Below are 17826 nucleotides of genomic sequence, written 5' to 3' on the forward strand. Positions count from 1 at the left end.
AAAAAACTACAACGTATAAAGCTCGTCCCAATATTTTTCATCCACAGGAATACCGTTCACCAAATTTTCCATTCGCCTTTTTAAGGTTTGTTCTCCAGGGTAAAATTGCTCCCCTCCCTCCTCTTTAGGTGTCGCATTTTTCAAATGTTCAATCACCCCATCAGCTATTGCATTCAAATTCCCTAAGCTAGTCATCTTTTCAGGTTGAATGGCGATAAACACTTGCGAGATATTATATTCTTCATGAACACTATTGCCTACCTGATGCGTAGCCTGTCCGTCGGATAGCACGGCCGCCATAATATCGAGCATGAGCGCAAGCCCTGCTCCTTTCCAATAACCCATAGGTATCCCCAAAGCCGATTCCATAATTGCAGCAGGATCGGTTGTCGCCTTGCCGTCCTTATCATACCCTCCTAGAAATGGCAGCTCTTTTCCCTGCATCTTCATAGACTCCACCTTCCCAAAAGAAAATTGGGACATAGCCCCGTCCCACACCAAATGTCCTTTTTTACGGGGAATAGCCAACACCAACGGGTTGTTGCCCAATACACTTTCCTTCGTTTCCCAAGCAGGCATGTTCGGCTTCGTATTCGACCAGCAAATAGCCATACAATCATTATCAACAGCCTGCCAGCCGAAGTTGCCCCCTCGCATCCAGTGATTTGTATTGCGTAAGGCAACCAGCCCTATCCCCGAACTCTTACTAATTTCCATTGCTCTGTTCATAGCATACCAAGCATTAGAAGGGCCAGGTCCCAACAGTCCATCCCAAACTTCCAGAGCCCCAAACCCATTTTCCTTAATAGGAACCGCCTTAGGCTTAACATAACCATTTTTGATGTAGCCAATAAAAAGGGGAAATCTGTTCAAGCCATGGGAAGCAACTCCGTCGAGCGATGCATTGGCAAAAAGCCTTGCGCATATATTCGCATTTCCTTCCGACATTTTATACTTCAACAATAACTTCAAAAACTCATTTTGCAATTGAGTATAGGGTATTCTTAACATAGCTGTCTATTTTTTTGAGTGGGAAGTAAGGTAGTAGAGCAGGAAGCAAAAAGCCGTAAAATAGGTAGTATGCTTAGATAGGATTCAAATAAGAGTTTGAAATTAACCCAAATTTCCGAAAAAACTTGAAAAACAAAAAAACCTAGCCATATAGGCTAGGTTCAATTCTTCCAAAAAAGTACAGAAAACTAATTTACCTTAATAATGAAGTAGTTTTTCTTTCCTCTCTGCACCAATAAATATTTGCCTTGGATCAGATCAAAATCATTCGTTTGTTCAGGGTTTCCAACTTTCTCTTTGTTCACGCTTACTCCTCCACCTTTTATCATCCGTTTAGCTTCTCCTTTCGAGGCAAAAACAAGGTTATTACTTGCATTTGACAACAAGTCAGAAACATCAGCGGCTGCGCTAAGTTGATCCTTAGTAATCTCCTCGGTTGGAACACCATCAAACACTTCTAAAAAGGTCTTTTCATCCAAGTTTTTCAAAGCTTCCGTCACGCCCGATTTTTTAAACAAAATCTCCGAAGCTTGAACAGCTTTTTCGTACTCTTCTTCTGAGTGAACCCTTACGGTTATATCCTTCGCAATGATTCTCTTCAGCGCATTGGGGTTGCCCTCATGCTCCGCTTCCATCGCCTCAATCTCCTCCTTATTGAATAGCGTAAAGACTCTCAATATTTTAGGAATTTCCGAATCGGCAAGGTTCAACCAAAACTGGTAGAACTTGTACGGGGAAGTCATCTCTGGGTCGAGCCAAACGTTTCCAGCTTCCGACTTGCCAAACTTCGAACCATCTGCTTTCGTGATCAACGGCGTAGTCAATGCAAATGCACTTCCACCTTCCATTCTCCTGATCAATTCCGTTCCCGAGGTAATATTGCCCCACTGGTCAGAACCACCCATCTGGAGTGATAACCCTTCATGTTTGTACAAGTGGCAAAAATCGTAAGCTTGCAAAAGCTGGTAAGAAAACTCTGTGTAAGACAATCCCGTCTCAATCCTTTTCTTCACAGACTCCTTCGCCGACATATAATTGATGGTAAGATGCTTACCTACTTCTCTCAAAAAGTGCAAGAAAGAAAAATCCTTGAACCAATCGTAGTTGTTCACCAACTCGGCAGAGTTTTCACCACAATCGAAATCCAAAAATTTGGAAAGCTGTTTCCTTACACCTTCTTGGTTCGCTCTCAATACTTCCTCGCTCAACAGGTTACGCTCAGCCGACTTCCCCGAAGGATCGCCGATCATACCCGTAGCACCACCTACTAAAGCATAAGGTTTATGCCCTGCTAACTGCAACTGTTTCAGCAACATAACCGTAGCCAAATTACCTATATGCAAAGACGAAGCAGTAGGGTCAAAGCCGATATAGCCCTTCGCCATTCCCTTCGCCAAATGTTCTTCTAATCCAGGCGTCATGTCGTTCAACATGCCCCTCCACTCCAATTCCTTTACTAAATTTTTCATCTTTTAACTGTTTTTGAAACCGACCTCGCTGGTTTCGTGGCGGCAAAATTAGAGAATGTTTCTTTTTACCCCCAACTTCAATAGACTTTTTTCAAAAGAGATTACTTCAAGCCAAAACCAAAGCATGCCTTGTCCCTATCATTTGTTTCCTTATCCCATACCTTAAATTTCAAAGATATCACTTCCGCTTACTCCGCATCGCCTTCACTTTTTTGGTTGCTTCATCCTGAACAAACGCTTCGTACTCTTCACTTTCCCTACCAAACATCGCCACCTTCCCTTCCGAATTACTATGGATGCCCCAACCGTAACGCTTGGTAAGCGGAGAAGATCGAAAGCAAGGCTGCCCTTTCGAGAAAAACTTTGCTCTGGCTTCAGTTAGCTCCGCTTCTGTCAAATCATTGCGCTCGGCATAAATTCTAAAGAAAACATCGTCAGATGTAAATTGGTAGGGAGCATCTTTTAGTAACTCAAATTGCGTCCGAGCAACGGTAGGTTTTTCCCCTTTCAATGGTGGGACATTTCCCTCGTTAACCAGACAATCCTCCGCCACTTCTATGAAAGTATTCGAATAATTTGTGCTGTGGATTTTCATCGATTTGGAATTTAGTTTTTTTATCTTTTCCTTTATAATAAAAAAGCAGGTCTAACCCAAAGGTCTGGAAAATGAAAATGAAAAACATTGGAAAGCTTAAATCTCTTACCAGCAAAGACTTAAACTTTACTACTCAAGGTATAAGCAAAGAACCGACTCGTTTCAGCAACATGGACGACCAGCAAATTTGGTCACTGTTCAAAAAAGGAGATGATGAAGCTTTGTGCTACATTTATAGAGTTTATGCAGAAACTTTGTACCGCTTTGGTTGTCAAATCACCAATGATCAAGAGTTGGTGAAAGATGCTATCCAAGATATTTTTGTTTTCCTAAAAAGAAACGGGAAAAAAACAACAGATGTCCTTTCCATCAAGTCCTACCTATACCGCTCCCTTCACCGCTCCATACACGACAAGCTAAAACAAAAAAATAGGTTTTTTTTAAAAGATACTTACCCTGCAGGTTTCGATATCAGTATTTCTACCGAAACCAAAATGGTTGAGAAGGAGCTATATGAAGAAAAAGTAAAATTTTTAGAGGATGAAATAAATAAGTTGACCTCTAAGCAGAAACAGGCGATCGTCCATTATTATTATGAAGGATTTACCTACCAAGAAGTAGCTTATATTATGGGGCTTGCTGATAAGGATTCTGCCAGAAAACTCATTTACAGAGGATTAGATGCTATAAAAGTTAACCTAAAAAAGTACAAACACCTACTTTTACCAGTAGGCTTGTTACTGATAGGCTTAGCCTTTCAAAACTTTTTTTAAAAAAATAGTTTAAAAATAGCCCACTCCTGTTTTTTGCTCTCTCTTTATAAATAAAGGGCATACATCACATGCAACTTTAGTAAATTGAGAATGAAATATAAAGACTACACCATATTAGACTTTTTAAAAGATGACCTCTTCATTAAGTGGGCCAAACACGCCGATGAAGAAGCCACCGATTTTTGGAACAAATGGCTCCTCAAATATCCCGAGAAAAAGGTGGTACTTATGGAAGCCAAATATTTGGTTCAAAACATGCACCTCAAAGAAGAGCATGCGCTGTCAGACTTTGATTATGTAGGCATCTTCGAAAATATTTTTAAAACTGAAGTTCATACAGATCATATAGCTTCTAGAAAGCCTAAGAGGTCCAAGACTTGGCTGAAAATAGCAGCAGTTTTCCTCCCATTAATTGCCGTTGCAGCTGTTTTTTACTTTAACCTTACCGAGAAACAGGCTGTAGTTCCCATACAAGAACCCATCGCCTTTGAAGAAAAAGCATACCCTAATGGAATAAAAGCGTCCTTGATCCTAAGCGACGAATCTAAAATCAAGGTAAATGCGGCGAGTACGGTGAAGTTTCCCAAAAAATTTGCAGATAACAAGCGGGAGTTTTACTTGGAAGGCGAAGCTTTTTTTGAAATTGCCAAGGATAGCACCAGGCCGTTTGTAATCACGAGCGGCAAGGTGAAAACTACTGTATTAGGAACCTCTTTCAATATAAGAGCAAATGAAACAGACCCAGATATCGTGATTACAGTCGCCACAGGGAAAGTCTCCGTCACTGATGAAAAAGGGAATGTGATTATCTTGTACCCTTACGAGAAAGTAACTTATAACAAAGTATCAAGCAAAATTTCCAAAATAGAATGCAAAGACCTGGACAAGGAATTTGCTTGGAAAGATGATAAGCTGATTTTTGAAAAAGCTTCGCTTACCGATGTTTTTGCAGAACTGGAAAAATGGTACGGGGTAAACATTGAAATAGAAGACGGAGAAATTAAGGGGACATACAGCGGGGTATTTAAAGATGCCACTTTAAAAAGAGTACTTGAAGGAATAAGCTATACATCCAATTTTAAATTTAAAACAACTGGTAACACTGTAACAATAAAAAAGAACTAATGGAAAGCATCTACAAATCCCAAACAAGAAGTCCATAAAGTAGGATAAAAAAACCAGCCACAAATATAAGATGTGACTGGTCTGTACTTTTTCCGATTGCTTCCCAATCTGTGGTAGGAGACAAGAAACAAAAGGAAAACCATCTTGATAAATTTCTTTACCAAAATTGAACATAGTAAAAATATGAAATCGAAAAGATTACGACAAGTTTTGCGTATGTCTAGGCAACTGTTTTTTATAGTTTTTCTGCAATTACTCCTTTGCGGATTGTTGTATGCAGAAAATGGAGTAGGTCAGAAGAGGAAATTGGAAGATATTTTCATATCGATCGAGCTCCAAGAAGCAACTCTCAAAGATGTGTTCCATAAGATACACCTTGAGACAGACTTGGAATTTACCTACAACCACAAGGTTGTAAATGACAAGTCTAGGTTAAGTTTATCTTTCATCGACGAATCGCTGGAAAATATCCTAGGTTATATAGCCAAGGAGAAAAAGTTAAAGTTTAAGAGGATAAACGAAAACATCCACGTCAACAACTATTATATCTTTGCCCCAACCCCTGAGGTAACAGCCGTTGAGGACATCTTACAAATGACCATCAAAGGCAAGGTCACTTCCGCTGAAGACAATGAACCGTTGCCAGGTGTAAACATTATCATCAAGGGCACGTCCAAGGGTACAACCACTGGAATAGATGGAGATTTTTCATTGCAAGCTTCCAGCGAAGACGTCCTCCTTTTCAGCTACATCGGTTTCTTGCAACAAGAAATAGCGGTAGGAAGTCAATCAGTAATCAACGTTGTGTTGGAATCAGACTTGGAACAGCTGGAAGAAGTTGTGGTAATTGGGTATGGCACCGTGAAGAAAAGCGACCTTACAGGATCGGTAGCTTCCATCAAAAGCGAAGATATTACTTCAATGCCAACCAACAACGTGTTGGAATCGATGCAGGGGAAAATATCAGGAATGGACTTGGTGCGAGAAAGCGGGCAAGTAGGTAGTGCTATTAAAATGACAGTGCGAGGCAACAGGTCGTTGACCGCCAGTAACTCCCCTCTTATTCTTGTAGACGGTGTGGCTTATGGAGCTGATGTGAACATCAACCCTAATGATGTCGAATCCATTGAAGTATTGAAAGATGCTTCTTCTACTGCGATTTATGGCTCGCGAGGTGCAAACGGGGTAATTATGATTACCACCAAAAAAGGCAAATCTGGCAAACCTACTGTGACATTCAATGCCTATAAAGGAGTAAACACGTTGACAAACTATCCTTCCCTAACGAACACCGAACAATGGGTTGAACAAAAAAGAGAAGCTTATAGAGCAACAGGCGTTTGGAACTCTCCAGCCGATGATGCTACCATCTGGACTGGCGAAGAATTAGACAGAATAAATAGAGGAATCAGTACCGACTGGTATGATGTGATTTACAGTACTGGGCAAATCCAAGACTATCAAGTTGCACTAACAGGAGGCTCAGAAGCTACTAAGGTTTCTTTTTCATTAAACTACTACAATGAAGCTGGCGTCCTCAAAAATGACGAGTTGGACAGGTACAATGGAAGGGTAAACATTACTCAAAAAATCAACGATAAAATGGAGCTGGGCGCTTCTCTTCTCTTAACGTATAGCTTGAGAAATGAAAGGCGTTCGATATTTGACCAGACCAAAAAAATGCTACCAATCGGGATTCCATACAATGAAGACGGTTCGATAAGGCAATTCCCATTCGCTTCTACTGATGTAAACCCTTTGATGGATGAAGACGAGAATAATTATAAGAACGAATCTATTTCGAATAGAACGTTCAGTACAGCCTACTTCAAATATGAAATAATACCCAACCTTGTATTCAATTCTAACTTAGGTATTGATATAGGCAACAGCAGACAAGGCATATTCGAAGGGCTAAATTCTACCGCAGTTTCCAAAAACCAAGGTCTTTCTAAGGCTTATAAAAGTCATGGAGTAAGCAGAAACATCACTTTTGAGAACACGCTATCTTATGCTAAAGATTTTGGAAAGCATAGCATTTCGGCTTTGTTCGGTCAAAGTTACCTGACTTATTATAGTGAGGTAACCAGTGCCGAAGGATTAGATTTAGCATTTGAGCAATCACAGTTTCATAACTTGGACGGACTCCAACAACAACAAGTAGTCTCTAGCTCTCTCACAGAATCTGGCCTGCTTTCCTATTTCACGAGGTTGAACTATAAGTTTGATGAAAAATATTTATTGACTTTTACCATGCGAGCAGACGGCTCCTCGGTTCTGGGAAATAACAATAAATGGGGCTACTTTCCGTCTGGTGCCTTTGCTTGGAGAATGAGCGAGGAAGGTTTCCTTTCAAACAACAATACAATCAGCAATTTGAAATTGAGGGTAAGCTATGGGCTTTCTGGCAATACCGCTGTGTCACCTTATCAATCAACAGGTGGATTGTCCAAAACAATTTATGCCTTTGAAGAAAATGCCGCTTATGGCTATCGCCCGTATAATTTAGCCAACCAAGACTTGAAATGGGAAAAAACCACAGTACTGAATGGAGGCCTTGATTTAGGAATTTTATCTGATCGGATTTCCGGCTCCATTGATGTCTATAAAACATGGACCAATGATTTGTTGATGGAGCAGTTAATTCCTTCGCACACAGGGTATACCAAAGTAATTAGTAATGTTGGAAAATCAGAAACAACAGGGCTAGATGTTACACTTAGCTCGGTCAATATAGACAAACCTGATTTCTCTTGGAACACTGACTTAACATTCTCTACCAACAAAGAAAAAATCACTTCGCTGAATTCAGACCAAGATGACGTAGCTAATGGATGGTTTATTGGGCAACCTACTCGAGTATTCTACGATTACGATAAAGTAGGAATTTGGCAACTCGATGAAGAAGCCCTTGCTGGCGAATACGGCCAAGAGCCTGGTGATATTAAAGTGAGAGATACCGATGATGACGGAGTGATCACCGCTGAGAAGGACAGGATCATTATAGGGCAAGCGACCCCTAAGTGGACTGCGGGTCTAAACAACCAGATCAACTATAAAGGATTTGAGTTTTCTTTTTTCATGATTGCAAGAATTGGGCAAACGATCAGTAGCGAGGCCGCAACGCAATTTTACCCAAGTGCTTACCAAAATTCCGCTTTAGTAGACTATTGGACTCCAGAAAACCCTACTAACTCATACCCAAGGCCTAATGCATCTAAAAGCGTATCCAATATGTTATATTTTAGCTCATTGGCATACCGAAAAGGGGATTTCTTGAAGGTAAAGACGATTACTTTCGGGTATAACCTACAGCCTTCACTATTGAACAAAATCGGTCTCGATAGAGTGAGGGTGTATTGCACCGCCAAAAACTACCTGACCTTTAGCGAGTTTGACGATTACGATCCTGAACGTGGAGGCTCTAGCTCCTACCCTATGACCAAGCAACTTGTTTTTGGTACCAACATCACTTTTTAAGAACTCAAATCGATAGTAGTCATGAAAAAATATATAATCACACTCTTATTAATTTCGGTTTTTGCTTCGTGTGAAGACGTACTCGAAGAAACCAACCGAAATGCCACGAACGCAGATTTGCTGTACACCACAGAAAGTGGCTATGAAAGCCTTATTAATTCTTGCTATTCTTTTTCCCGTTTATGGTACGGGAAAACCGAAGGCGAAGCATTTACAGATTTAGGCACTGACTTATTTACCGCTGCTAGCGGATGTAGCGGTAGGCCTTTAGCCTATTATGCTTCTGATTTCCAAAGCAATGTAGATGTAATTAAATATATGTGGGAAGGGTTGTACAGTGCATTGAACACATGTAATACAGCTATTGCAAGGGTTGAAGAAGCTCCTCTTTCAGATGACCTCAAAAAATTACGCGAAGGAGAAGCACGGTTTTTACGCGCATTTTATTTGTGGCACATCACAGAAACATGGGGCGAAGCTATTTTATACACGGATGAAGTAAGCAGTGTAATCACTACAGCTACCCATACTTCTGTTGATGGTTTTTATGAACAAATTTTTACCGATCTCGATCTTTCCATCGGTTTATTAAACGGAACTGCTCCAAAAGAAAACGGACGTGTTACCCAAGTAGTAGCAAAAGCTTTTAAAGCAAGAATGCTTTTGACAAGAGGCCAGTTCAGTGAAGCATCTGCCTTGGCCAAAGAAGTGATCAATACGGGTGCATTTAACATGTACGGTACTTTTGCAGAGACTTTTGATATCAACAATAGCGAAGGCACTACTAATAACGAAGCAATTTGGTGGGTGAATTACAACGCAGACAACACCTTAAACCTTCATTTTGATGGAATAAGAGGTCTTTGGCTTTGGGAAGGTGGCAATCATGCACAAGCCTTTTCTGCTATGGTTTATTGGACATTTCCTGGGATGTGGGTTTCTCCTGACGTGAATAGGCCAAGTGTCCAAAATATGCCTACCCTAGCCTTCTTAGATATGTTTGACGAAACCGTCGACGAGAGATATGATGTCACTTTTCGTACGGTTTACCATGTAAATGACCTTTCTTCTGTAGGAGATACTGGACTGGAACTAGGAGATACCGCAGTAGTTTGTACCAAATACGCGGTGTCCCAAGAAGTAAAAGACAGCAAGCCTTACAAATTTGTAGATAGAAGTTCTGTGTACGATGAAAGTGGAAATATCATCAACTCAAGAGAATACTTCGTCTCGATGTTCAAATTTCAAGACCCCACCCGTGCAACTGGTTGGGAATCAGAAAGCAAAAGAGATATGTATGTGATGCGCATCTCTGAAATGTACATGATTGTAGCTGAAGCGGAAATGATGCAAGGTAATATGACCGAAGCTGCTACTTATATAAATGCAGTTCGCGAAAAGAGGGCCATAGATGGCAAAGAACCTGAAATGAAAATTACCGAAGCAGACATCGACATCGACTTCATACTTGATGAAAGAGCAAGAGAGTTTGCAGGAGAGCACTTGAGATGGTTTGACCTCAAAAGAACGGGTAAGCTTGTGGATAGGGTAAGAAAATACAACCCCGACGCAGCACCAAATATCCAAGATTTCCACAATGTGAGACCATTTCCTTTGGCAGAACTAGACGCCATCACAAACAAAGACGAGTTTAAACAAAACCAAGGATATAATTAAGATTAACCAATCTAATGAATGAAAGCAGGCTCATGTAATGTGAGTCTGTTTTTTTAAAACAATGAAAATATGAAAAAACTAAACTTTTTTGTCTTTTGTATGGGGCTGAGCCTATCACTTTTCGGCCAACAAAAACCGATACCCAGAGACACAACCTACACAACTTTAATCACCTACAACAAGATTAAAAAGAATTATCCTGAGGCTGTCCCCGCACCCGACAAACTGCCCAAAGGAGTGAAAGAAGAACGGGACGTAGTGTATACCACTTTGCCCGATACCCCATTTGGCTCTCGCGACCTGCACGTAGATGTTTTCCAACCCAAGAAAAAGGGGAAATACCCCGCACTTATTATGGTGCATGGCGGAGGCTGGCGCTCTGGAGATAAATCCATGCAAATCCCTATGGCGCAAAAGCTAGCGGCAAAAGGGTTTGTAACGGTTTGCGTGGAATACCAATTGTCGCTAGAAGCAAAATTCCCTGCAGCAGTTCACAACATCAAAGCAGCTATCCGCTGGATGCGTGCCAATGCAGAAAAATACAATATAGATCCAGACAAGATTGCCATTTCTGGCTGCTCCGCAGGTGGGCAATTAGCGGCACTGGTAGGTATGACCAATGGGGTGGAGAAAATGGAAGGAGACCACGGTCATCCAGAATTTTCCAGCGAAATTCAGGCTGTGGTTGACATTGACGGTGTAATTGATTTTATGGCACCTCTATCACTGAATTTGGACAGAAGACCTGACTCTCCCGATGTGGAATGGCTAGGTGGAACGTTTTACGAAGTTCCCGGGACATGGAAAGACGCCTCTTCTATCTTTTGGGCAAATGAAAATTCAGCCCCGATCCTATTTCTGAACAGCGGCTACCCCCGCTTCCATGCAGGCCAAGATGAAATGATTGGCATGTTCAAGATTTGGGACATCTATACCGAAGTCCATAAATTTGACGTACAGGTTCATCCATTTTGGTTATTTGACCCTTGGGTTAACCCAACTGTTGATTATATTGCAGTATTTTTAACAAAAAGCCTTACCAAGTGAGATTTTTTAAAATAACACGCAGAATCATCCTTCTGCTCTTATCATTTCTCTATTTTACTACTGCCTCTGGGCAAGAACGAATTATGCTTTGGAAAGAAGGGGCTTTACCCAATTCCAAAGGAGTAGAAGTAAAAGACAGCATCAATAACGAGCGACTATTCCAAGTTGACAAACCTTGGATCACTCCTTTTTTTACCTCCAACCAAGAGAACAAAGGAGCTGCCGTTTTGATCATTCCCGGTGGTGGTTATCACCATCTTTCTTTCAACATCAGTGGCTACCAAATGGCAAAATGGTTCAACACGTTGGGGATGAACGCCTTCGTGCTCAGCCATCGTTTACCACTTTCCCCCGATTTGGTTAAAAGAGAAATCGCACCCTTGCAAGATGCCCAGCGGGCAATGCAGATCATCCGAGCCAATGCGGAAAAGTGGGGCATTGACACCACGAGAGTTGGTGTGTGGGGCGCTTCTGCAGGAGGACATTTAGCGGCTTCGCTTAGTACAATTCAAGAAGATTATACCCAGACTTCCAAAGGCCAACTTTATCACTCGTACCGACCAGATTTCACGATCTTGATCTCTCCTGTGATAGACTTGGGCGAGTTTGCCCACCGAGGAAGTAGGGATAATTTGTTGGGGGAAAATCCGTCAAAAGAACTTGTGCAGAAGTTCTCACTTCAAAACCAAGTGAGCGAGTACACTCCTCCCACTTTTGTCTGCCATGCATTTAACGACACAGGGGTTTCTCCCCAAAACAGCATGCTATTTTTCAACGCATTAATGGACAAAGGAATCGCTTCTTCGTCTTTACATATTTTCCCACAAGGTGGGCACAATATCGCACTTAGAAACAACCCAGGCTCAACAAATTTATGGACACAGCTATGCGAAAGCTGGCTAATAGAAACTCATATTATCAATGAAAACATCAAAAAATAAAACTTTACTAACCCTTACTTTATTACTATTGGGCATCGGCTTTGGCTACGCACAACCCAAGGTCTACCCCAACAAATTTACCGTGGCAAAAGACGGCAGCGGGGACTTCCCTACCATCCAAGAAGCTATAAATGCGGTGAGGGACCATTCGGAACAAAAGGTGGTAATCCACATAAAAAATGGTACTTATCAGGAAAAAGTGGTTGTCCCTTCAGAAAAAAGGAACATCGCTTTTGTAGGAGAAGACATAGACAAAACAATCATTTCCTTCAATGATTATTCGGGAAAAGAGCGCCTTTACAAAGATAGGCGAGGATTCGACAAATTTACCACGTACAATTCCTATACGCTGCTAGTACAGGGAAATGATTTTACCGCTGAAAACCTTACTATCCAAAATACCGCTGGGCGAGTAGGCCAGGCAGTAGCAGTACACGTGGAAGCAGATCGAGTAGCCTTCAAAAACTGTAAGATTTTAGCAAACCAAGACACCTTGTATGTATCTAAAGACGGGACCAGAAACTTTTTCACAAATTGCTACATAGAAGGCACGACGGACTTCATTTTTGGGGCAGCTACCACTTTTTTTGAGGAGTGCACCATAGTTAGCAAAAAAAACTCTTTTGTTACGGCTGCATCTACTAGAGATGTTCAGCCTTACGGTTTTATCTTCCTCAACTGCAAACTGCTCCGGCAAGGCGATTTAGTCAATAAAGTTTACCTAGGACGCCCTTGGAGACCTTATGCGAAAACAGTGTTCATCAACACAGAAATGGACGAACATATTTTAAAAGAGGGATGGGACAATTGGAGAAATCCGGAAAACGAAAAAACGGTGTTTTATGCAGAATACAACAGTAAATATATCAATGGGAAATCTGATTTTTCACAACGTGTAAGCTGGAGCAAGCAGCTGAGCAAAAAGGACATCAAACAGTTTGAATACGAAACCGTAATGGGTGGATGGTATCCTAGCTTTTATCAGCAAGATTAATGGAATCCTGAAGGCAAGAGCAAACTTTTAAAACAACTGAAATATGAAATTAAAGAAATTCACAACTCTATTTTTATGGGGCATTATCATCCTATTTTCCTATACAAATTCTTTTGCACAAGAAACGTATAATTGGGAGCATTTACCAACCATCCAAGAACCTGATTTTAAATCAGATACATCCAATATATTGGACTTTGGCGCAAAGCCTGATGGCATCACGCTGAACACAGAACAGATAAACAAAGCCATAGCCGATTGCAGCAAAAAAGGTGGCGGAGTTGTCCTCGTTCCCAGCGGATATTGGATCACAGGGCCAATCAAAATGCAGAGCAATGTAAACTTGCACTTGGCAAAGAATGCCTTTTTGCAGTTCACCAAAGATTTTGACCAATACAAAATGGTGGAGGGAGTGTACGAAGGAAAACCTTCGGCAAGAAACGAGTCCCCAATTATGGGAACTCAACTTGAAAATATTGCCATCACAGGTTTTGGTACCATCGACGGAAACGGCGATGTATGGCGAATGGTGAAAAAAGATAAGCTGACCGAATCGGAATGGAAGAAAAAAGTTGCTTCAGGAGGACTGCTGAGCGAAGATGGCAAAACGTGGTTTCCTTCCGAAAAAACTAAAAAAGCCCATGAGGGAAATCGCACGAGCGTGATGGAAGCAGGTATGAAATTAAGCGATTTTGAAGACATAAAAGATTACCTCAGACCCAATATGTTGGTACTTACCGAGTGCAAAAAAGTCTTGCTTGAAGGGGTCACTTTTCAAAATTCTCCCGCTTGGAACCTCCATCCGCTTATTTGCGAAGACCTTACGCTTAGAAACTTATTTATCAAAAACCCCGATTATGCCCAAAATGGAGACGGCATCGACATCGAATCTTGTAAAAACGTATTGATAGAAGGCTGCACAATCGACGTTGGGGACGATGCCATCTGCATAAAATCTGGAAAGGACAAGCCGGGAAGGGACAGAGGAGTTCCGACTGAAAATGTGATTGTTAGGAACAATATAGTCTATAAAGGGCACGGAGGCTTCGTAGTGGGAAGCGAGATGTCGGGCGGGGCTAAAAACATCTTCGTTTCCAACTGCTCGTTCATGGGAACTGATAAAGGCTTGCGCTTCAAAACGACCAGAGGAAGAGGCGGCGTAGTAGAAAACATCTATATCAAGGATATCAACATGGTGGATATCGTGCATGAAGCCGTCATGTTCAATATGTATTACTGGACGAAAACTCCCGGATCTAATGAAAAAATGACGATCCCTCCTGTCACCGAAGAGACGCCACAGTTCAAGGATATTTACATTGAAAACATTGTTTGCAATGGCGCAGAAAGAGGGATTTGTATAAAAGGGATTCCCGAAATGCCCGTGCAGAACATCAATATGAAAAACATCTTCATCACGACTGAAAAAGGTGTGGAAATCACCTACGCCCAAGGTGTTTCTTTGCAAAACGCAACTATCCATACCAAAGACAAAAGCCCGCTCATCTACATAGAGTCAAGCGAAAAAGTAGTTGTAGACAACTTGGCTTTTGGGAAAGGGATCGATACTGTATTTGAAATAAATGGGGAATCAACAAAAGGTATTCAGCTTTTGAATACGGATTTGCACAAGGAAATCAAGAAGGCGACTTTCCAGCATGAGGCTACTAAGCAAGCACTGCTAAAGTAATTCCTACACTTTGATTTTTTTATCGCCTCAGCGAACGCTTTTTTGGGCACTTCATGATAACTTTAAAGTGCCTTTTGGTTCAAAGCCTAAAGCATTTTTTAAAACAAAATTCAACTTATAAAACCCAGATTAACTAATGAAAATGAAACCTAAGCTTCATAGCACAATCATCTTTGCATTCTGCATTACGATACTAATTGGTTGCAGCCCCTCAGAAAAGAAAGAAAAAAAGGAGGTTCCAGCCAAAGAAAAATGGTCGCAGTTGATGACCGAGTCCGAGATAAAAAGAAATCCAGAGGCTTGGATGCTGGACTTCCATACGGAACCCCGATGGTCGTACGTAAACGGGCTTGTTTGCCTCTCCATTCTGAAAGTTTGGGAAGATACAGATGACCCCAAATATTTCGATTATGTAAAAGGATATGCCGATTCTTTGATAAATTCTGAAGGGGAAATTATGGGAAGATTCAGGAAAGAAGCGTTTAATATTGATGCCATCAACTCAGGCAAGATTTTATTTGCACTCTATGATAAAACAGGTGATGAACGCTATAAAAAAGCAATTGATGCTCTTTATGACCAACTCCACGACCAGCCTAGGATAAGCGAAGGAGGTTTTTGGCATAAAAAAATCTACCCTAACCAAATGTGGCTAGATGGCATATACATGGGCAGCCCTTTTTATGCGCAATATGCCAAAACCTATGGTGATGACTCCATGTTCGACGATATCGCTCTTCAGTTTGAATTAATGCACGAAAATGCTCGGGATAGCATAACGGGTTGGTATTACCACGGATGGAACCCTCGCAAAGATGTGTATTGGGCAGACCCTGAAACAGGACTTTCGAAGCACTTTTGGGGAAGAGGCGTAGGATGGTACTACATGGCGCTGATAGATGCACTTGACTTCTTCCCAAAAGACCATCCAAAACGCCAACAGTTGATAGATGAATTTACAGAACTTTCAGCTACTGCCAAACGCTGGCAAAATGAAAAAACTGGGCTTTGGTACCAAGTATTAGACCAAGGTGACCGCAAAGGAAATTACCTAGAAGCAACTTGCTCGTCTATGTTTGCCTACGGACTGCTCAAAGGAATTGACCAAGGATATTTGGGAGATGAGTATGTTCCTACGGCTGAAAAGGCTTACAAAGGGATAATCGACAACCTGATCATAAAACACTCGAACGAAGAAGTAGAATTGACCGAGTGCTGTGCTGGCGCAGGCTTAGGCCCTGCCGATAATTTAGTGCGCAATGGTACTTACGAATATTACATAAATGAGAAAAAAAGGTCGAACGATGGAAAAGGGACAGGTCCTTTCATCATGGCGAGCCTGTTATATGAAAACATGGAAATCTTTAACAAAAAATAGCATGAAAAAATACCCTAAATTAACTTATTCAATACTTTTTGCTTTGTTTGCTTTCGTATCTACCCATACAGAAGCACAGTATGTATCCGAAGCTTGGTCGCCAGATTTGGGTGATGGAAATTACAAAAACCCTGTCATCCATGCGGATTATTCCGACCCTGATATTTGTAAGGCAGGAGATGATTTTTACATGACCTCTTCTTCTTTCAATTCCGTTCCCGCTTTGCCAATCCTACATTCAAAAGACTTGGTAAACTGGGAATTGATCAACTACGCAATCCCTTCTTTCCCAGGTAGCTATTTCGATACTCCCCAACATGGAAATGGGGTTTGGGCACCCTGTATCCGCTACCACGAGGGCATGTTCTACATCTACTGGGGCGATCCAGACCGAGGTATTTACATGGTACAAACCGATGACCCAGCGGGAGAATGGTCTGCGCCAATCTTGGTAAAAAAAGCATATGGAAACATAGACTCCAGCCCGCTTTGGGATGATGATGGAAAGGTATACTTAGTCCATGCCTTCGCCCATAGCCGAGCGGGTATCAAGAGTACGCTCCAAGTGGTGGAGTTGAGCAAAGACGGTTCGCAAATTATGGACAAGGGAACAATCGTTTTCGATGGGCATAAAGACCATGAAACTATTGAAGGGCCTAAGTTTTACAAAAGAAATGGGTACTACTACATTTTCGCACCAGCGGGTGGAGTTCCCACTGGTTGGCAACTTATATTGCGTTCTAAGAACGTGTATGGTCCTTATGAGGAAAAAATCGTACTTGCCCAAGGCGAAACACCCATCAATGGTCCTCACCAAGGTGGTTGGGTAGAGCTGGAAAACGGTGAAAACTGGTTCTTCCATTTCCAAGACAAAGGAGCATATGGAAGAATTCTCCACTTGCAACCCGTAGAGTGGATTGACGATTGGCCCATCATGGGCAACGACAAAGATGGTGATGGTACAGGAGAACCTTTCCTTGTTCATAAAAAACCAAACTTGCCCACACAAAAAGTGGTAAATCCAATAGAATCGGATGAATTTGACTGTAAAACCTTAGGGCTACAATGGCAATGGAATGCCAATCCCCAACCAGGGTGGTACAGCCTAGCTGCTAAAGAAGGGCAGCTGAAGTTGAACACAAAACCAACTTCAGAATTAGCCAGTAATTTGTGGCTTTCTCCTAATATTCTTCTCCAAAAATTCCCCGCAGAAGAGTTCAAAAACACCGTCAAAATGGATGTGTCTAACCTGAAAGATGGCGAAGAAACTGGCTTATTGATTTTTGGACTGGACTATGCGTCTCTGGTAGCCAAGAAGAAAAAAGGAGAGGTTTACATCGAACAGCGAGTTTGCCTACAAGCGGAAAAAAATAAGGAGGAGAAAACACTTAACTCAGCTAAAATTGTTGGCACAACAGTTTGGTTAAGATCCGAAGTAAAAAAAGGAGCACTGGTCAACTTTTCTTATAGCACAGATGGGAAAGTTTTCAAACCAATTGGACAAGAGTTCACTGCCAAGGAAGGCAAATGGGTAGGAGCTAAATCAGGACTCTACGCCAAAAGAGACAAAGAAACAGGGCTTGGAGGCTACGTTCTTATCGATTGGTTCCATGTTGAGAAATAGTACTTGCCGCAGAGCTGTTGTA

The 17826-nt window shown here is 41.6% G+C and carries 13 protein-coding genes; 10 read left to right on the forward strand and 3 right to left on the reverse strand.

What is annotated here, in order from left to right:
• Nucleotides 1-6: 6 nt before the first annotated feature.
• The 3 genes from yiaK to R9C00_18745 all read right to left on the reverse strand — a co-directional run bounded on the left by yiaK (nt 7) and on the right by R9C00_18745 (nt 3075).
• A complete protein-coding gene (gene yiaK, locus R9C00_18735; protein ID WPO33737.1) occupies nt 7-1011 on the reverse strand; it encodes a 3-dehydro-L-gulonate 2-dehydrogenase in 1005 nt (334 codons plus the stop codon).
• Nucleotides 1012-1199: 188 nt separating this feature from the next.
• Entirely contained in the window at nt 1200-2480 is a 1281-nt protein-coding gene (gene tyrS, locus R9C00_18740) for a tyrosine--tRNA ligase (protein WPO33738.1), read from the reverse strand.
• Between the two features lie 178 nt (nt 2481-2658).
• On the reverse strand, nt 2659-3075 hold the full coding sequence (locus tag R9C00_18745; GenBank protein ID WPO33739.1) for a DUF6157 family protein: 417 nt from the start codon (nt 3073-3075) through the stop codon (nt 2659-2661).
• Nucleotides 3076-3146: 71 nt separating this feature from the next.
• On the opposite strand from R9C00_18745, the gene R9C00_18750 reads away from it, so the two are divergent.
• From R9C00_18750 to R9C00_18795, 10 genes are all read left to right on the forward strand, one after another.
• Entirely contained in the window at nt 3147-3848 is a 702-nt protein-coding gene (locus R9C00_18750; GenBank protein ID WPO33740.1) for a sigma-70 family RNA polymerase sigma factor, read from the forward strand.
• Nucleotides 3849-3938: 90 nt separating this feature from the next.
• Nucleotides 3939-4973, forward strand: a complete 1035-nt coding sequence (locus tag R9C00_18755) for a DUF4974 domain-containing protein (protein WPO33741.1) — start codon at nt 3939-3941, stop codon at nt 4971-4973.
• A gap of 183 nt (nt 4974-5156) precedes the next feature.
• Entirely contained in the window at nt 5157-8453 is a 3297-nt protein-coding gene (locus tag R9C00_18760) for a SusC/RagA family TonB-linked outer membrane protein (protein ID WPO33742.1), read from the forward strand.
• Between the two features lie 21 nt (nt 8454-8474).
• On the forward strand, nt 8475-10130 hold the full coding sequence (locus R9C00_18765) for a RagB/SusD family nutrient uptake outer membrane protein (protein ID WPO33743.1): 1656 nt from the start codon (nt 8475-8477) through the stop codon (nt 10128-10130).
• A gap of 69 nt (nt 10131-10199) precedes the next feature.
• Entirely contained in the window at nt 10200-11177 is a 978-nt protein-coding gene (locus R9C00_18770; GenBank protein WPO33744.1) for an alpha/beta hydrolase, read from the forward strand.
• On the forward strand, nt 11174-12118 hold the full coding sequence (locus R9C00_18775) for an alpha/beta hydrolase (GenBank protein ID WPO33745.1): 945 nt from the start codon (nt 11174-11176) through the stop codon (nt 12116-12118). Before R9C00_18770 ends, R9C00_18775 begins: the two co-directional genes overlap by 4 nt.
• The gene (locus tag R9C00_18780; protein WPO33746.1) at nt 12099-13112 is read left to right on the forward strand and encodes a pectinesterase family protein; all 1014 of its coding nucleotides are present in this window, start codon (nt 12099-12101) and stop codon (nt 13110-13112) included. The genes R9C00_18775 and R9C00_18780 overlap by 20 nt, the downstream gene beginning before the upstream one ends.
• Before the next feature lie 43 nt (nt 13113-13155).
• Nucleotides 13156-14802, forward strand: a complete 1647-nt coding sequence (locus R9C00_18785; GenBank protein WPO33747.1) for a glycoside hydrolase family 28 protein — start codon at nt 13156-13158, stop codon at nt 14800-14802.
• A gap of 136 nt (nt 14803-14938) precedes the next feature.
• Nucleotides 14939-16180 carry a glycoside hydrolase family 88 protein gene (locus R9C00_18790; GenBank protein WPO33748.1) on the forward strand — a complete coding sequence of 414 codons (1242 nt, stop codon included), beginning with the start codon at nt 14939-14941 and terminating at the stop codon, nt 16178-16180.
• Nucleotide 16181: 1 nt separating this feature from the next.
• Nucleotides 16182-17804 carry a glycoside hydrolase 43 family protein gene (locus tag R9C00_18795; protein ID WPO33749.1) on the forward strand — a complete coding sequence of 541 codons (1623 nt, stop codon included), beginning with the start codon at nt 16182-16184 and terminating at the stop codon, nt 17802-17804.
• The last annotated feature ends 22 nt before the right edge of the window (nt 17805-17826 follow it).

This window comes from Flammeovirgaceae bacterium SG7u.111 (genome assembly GCA_034044135.1).
In the GTDB taxonomy this organism is placed as follows: Bacteria; Bacteroidota; Bacteroidia; order Cytophagales; family Flammeovirgaceae.

Excerpts from the sequence above, each read along its gene's own strand:
- yiaK (WPO33737.1), bottom strand. The coding sequence starts at position 1,011 with ATGTTAAGAATACCCTATACTCAATTGCAAAATGAGTTTTTGAAGTTA.
- tyrS (WPO33738.1), bottom strand. The coding sequence starts at position 2,480 with ATGAAAAATTTAGTAAAGGAATTGGAGTGGAGGGGCATGTTGAACGAC.
- R9C00_18745 (WPO33739.1), bottom strand. The coding sequence starts at position 3,075 with ATGAAAATCCACAGCACAAATTATTCGAATACTTTCATAGAAGTGGCG.
- R9C00_18750 (WPO33740.1), top strand. The coding sequence starts at position 3,147 with ATGAAAATGAAAAACATTGGAAAGCTTAAATCTCTTACCAGCAAAGAC.
- R9C00_18755 (WPO33741.1), top strand. The coding sequence starts at position 3,939 with ATGAAATATAAAGACTACACCATATTAGACTTTTTAAAAGATGACCTC.
- R9C00_18760 (WPO33742.1), top strand. The coding sequence starts at position 5,157 with ATGAAATCGAAAAGATTACGACAAGTTTTGCGTATGTCTAGGCAACTG.
- R9C00_18765 (WPO33743.1), top strand. The coding sequence starts at position 8,475 with ATGAAAAAATATATAATCACACTCTTATTAATTTCGGTTTTTGCTTCG.
- R9C00_18770 (WPO33744.1), top strand. The coding sequence starts at position 10,200 with ATGAAAAAACTAAACTTTTTTGTCTTTTGTATGGGGCTGAGCCTATCA.
- R9C00_18780 (WPO33746.1), top strand. The coding sequence starts at position 12,099 with ATGAAAACATCAAAAAATAAAACTTTACTAACCCTTACTTTATTACTA.
- R9C00_18785 (WPO33747.1), top strand. The coding sequence starts at position 13,156 with ATGAAATTAAAGAAATTCACAACTCTATTTTTATGGGGCATTATCATC.
- R9C00_18790 (WPO33748.1), top strand. The coding sequence starts at position 14,939 with ATGAAAATGAAACCTAAGCTTCATAGCACAATCATCTTTGCATTCTGC.
- R9C00_18795 (WPO33749.1), top strand. The coding sequence starts at position 16,182 with ATGAAAAAATACCCTAAATTAACTTATTCAATACTTTTTGCTTTGTTT.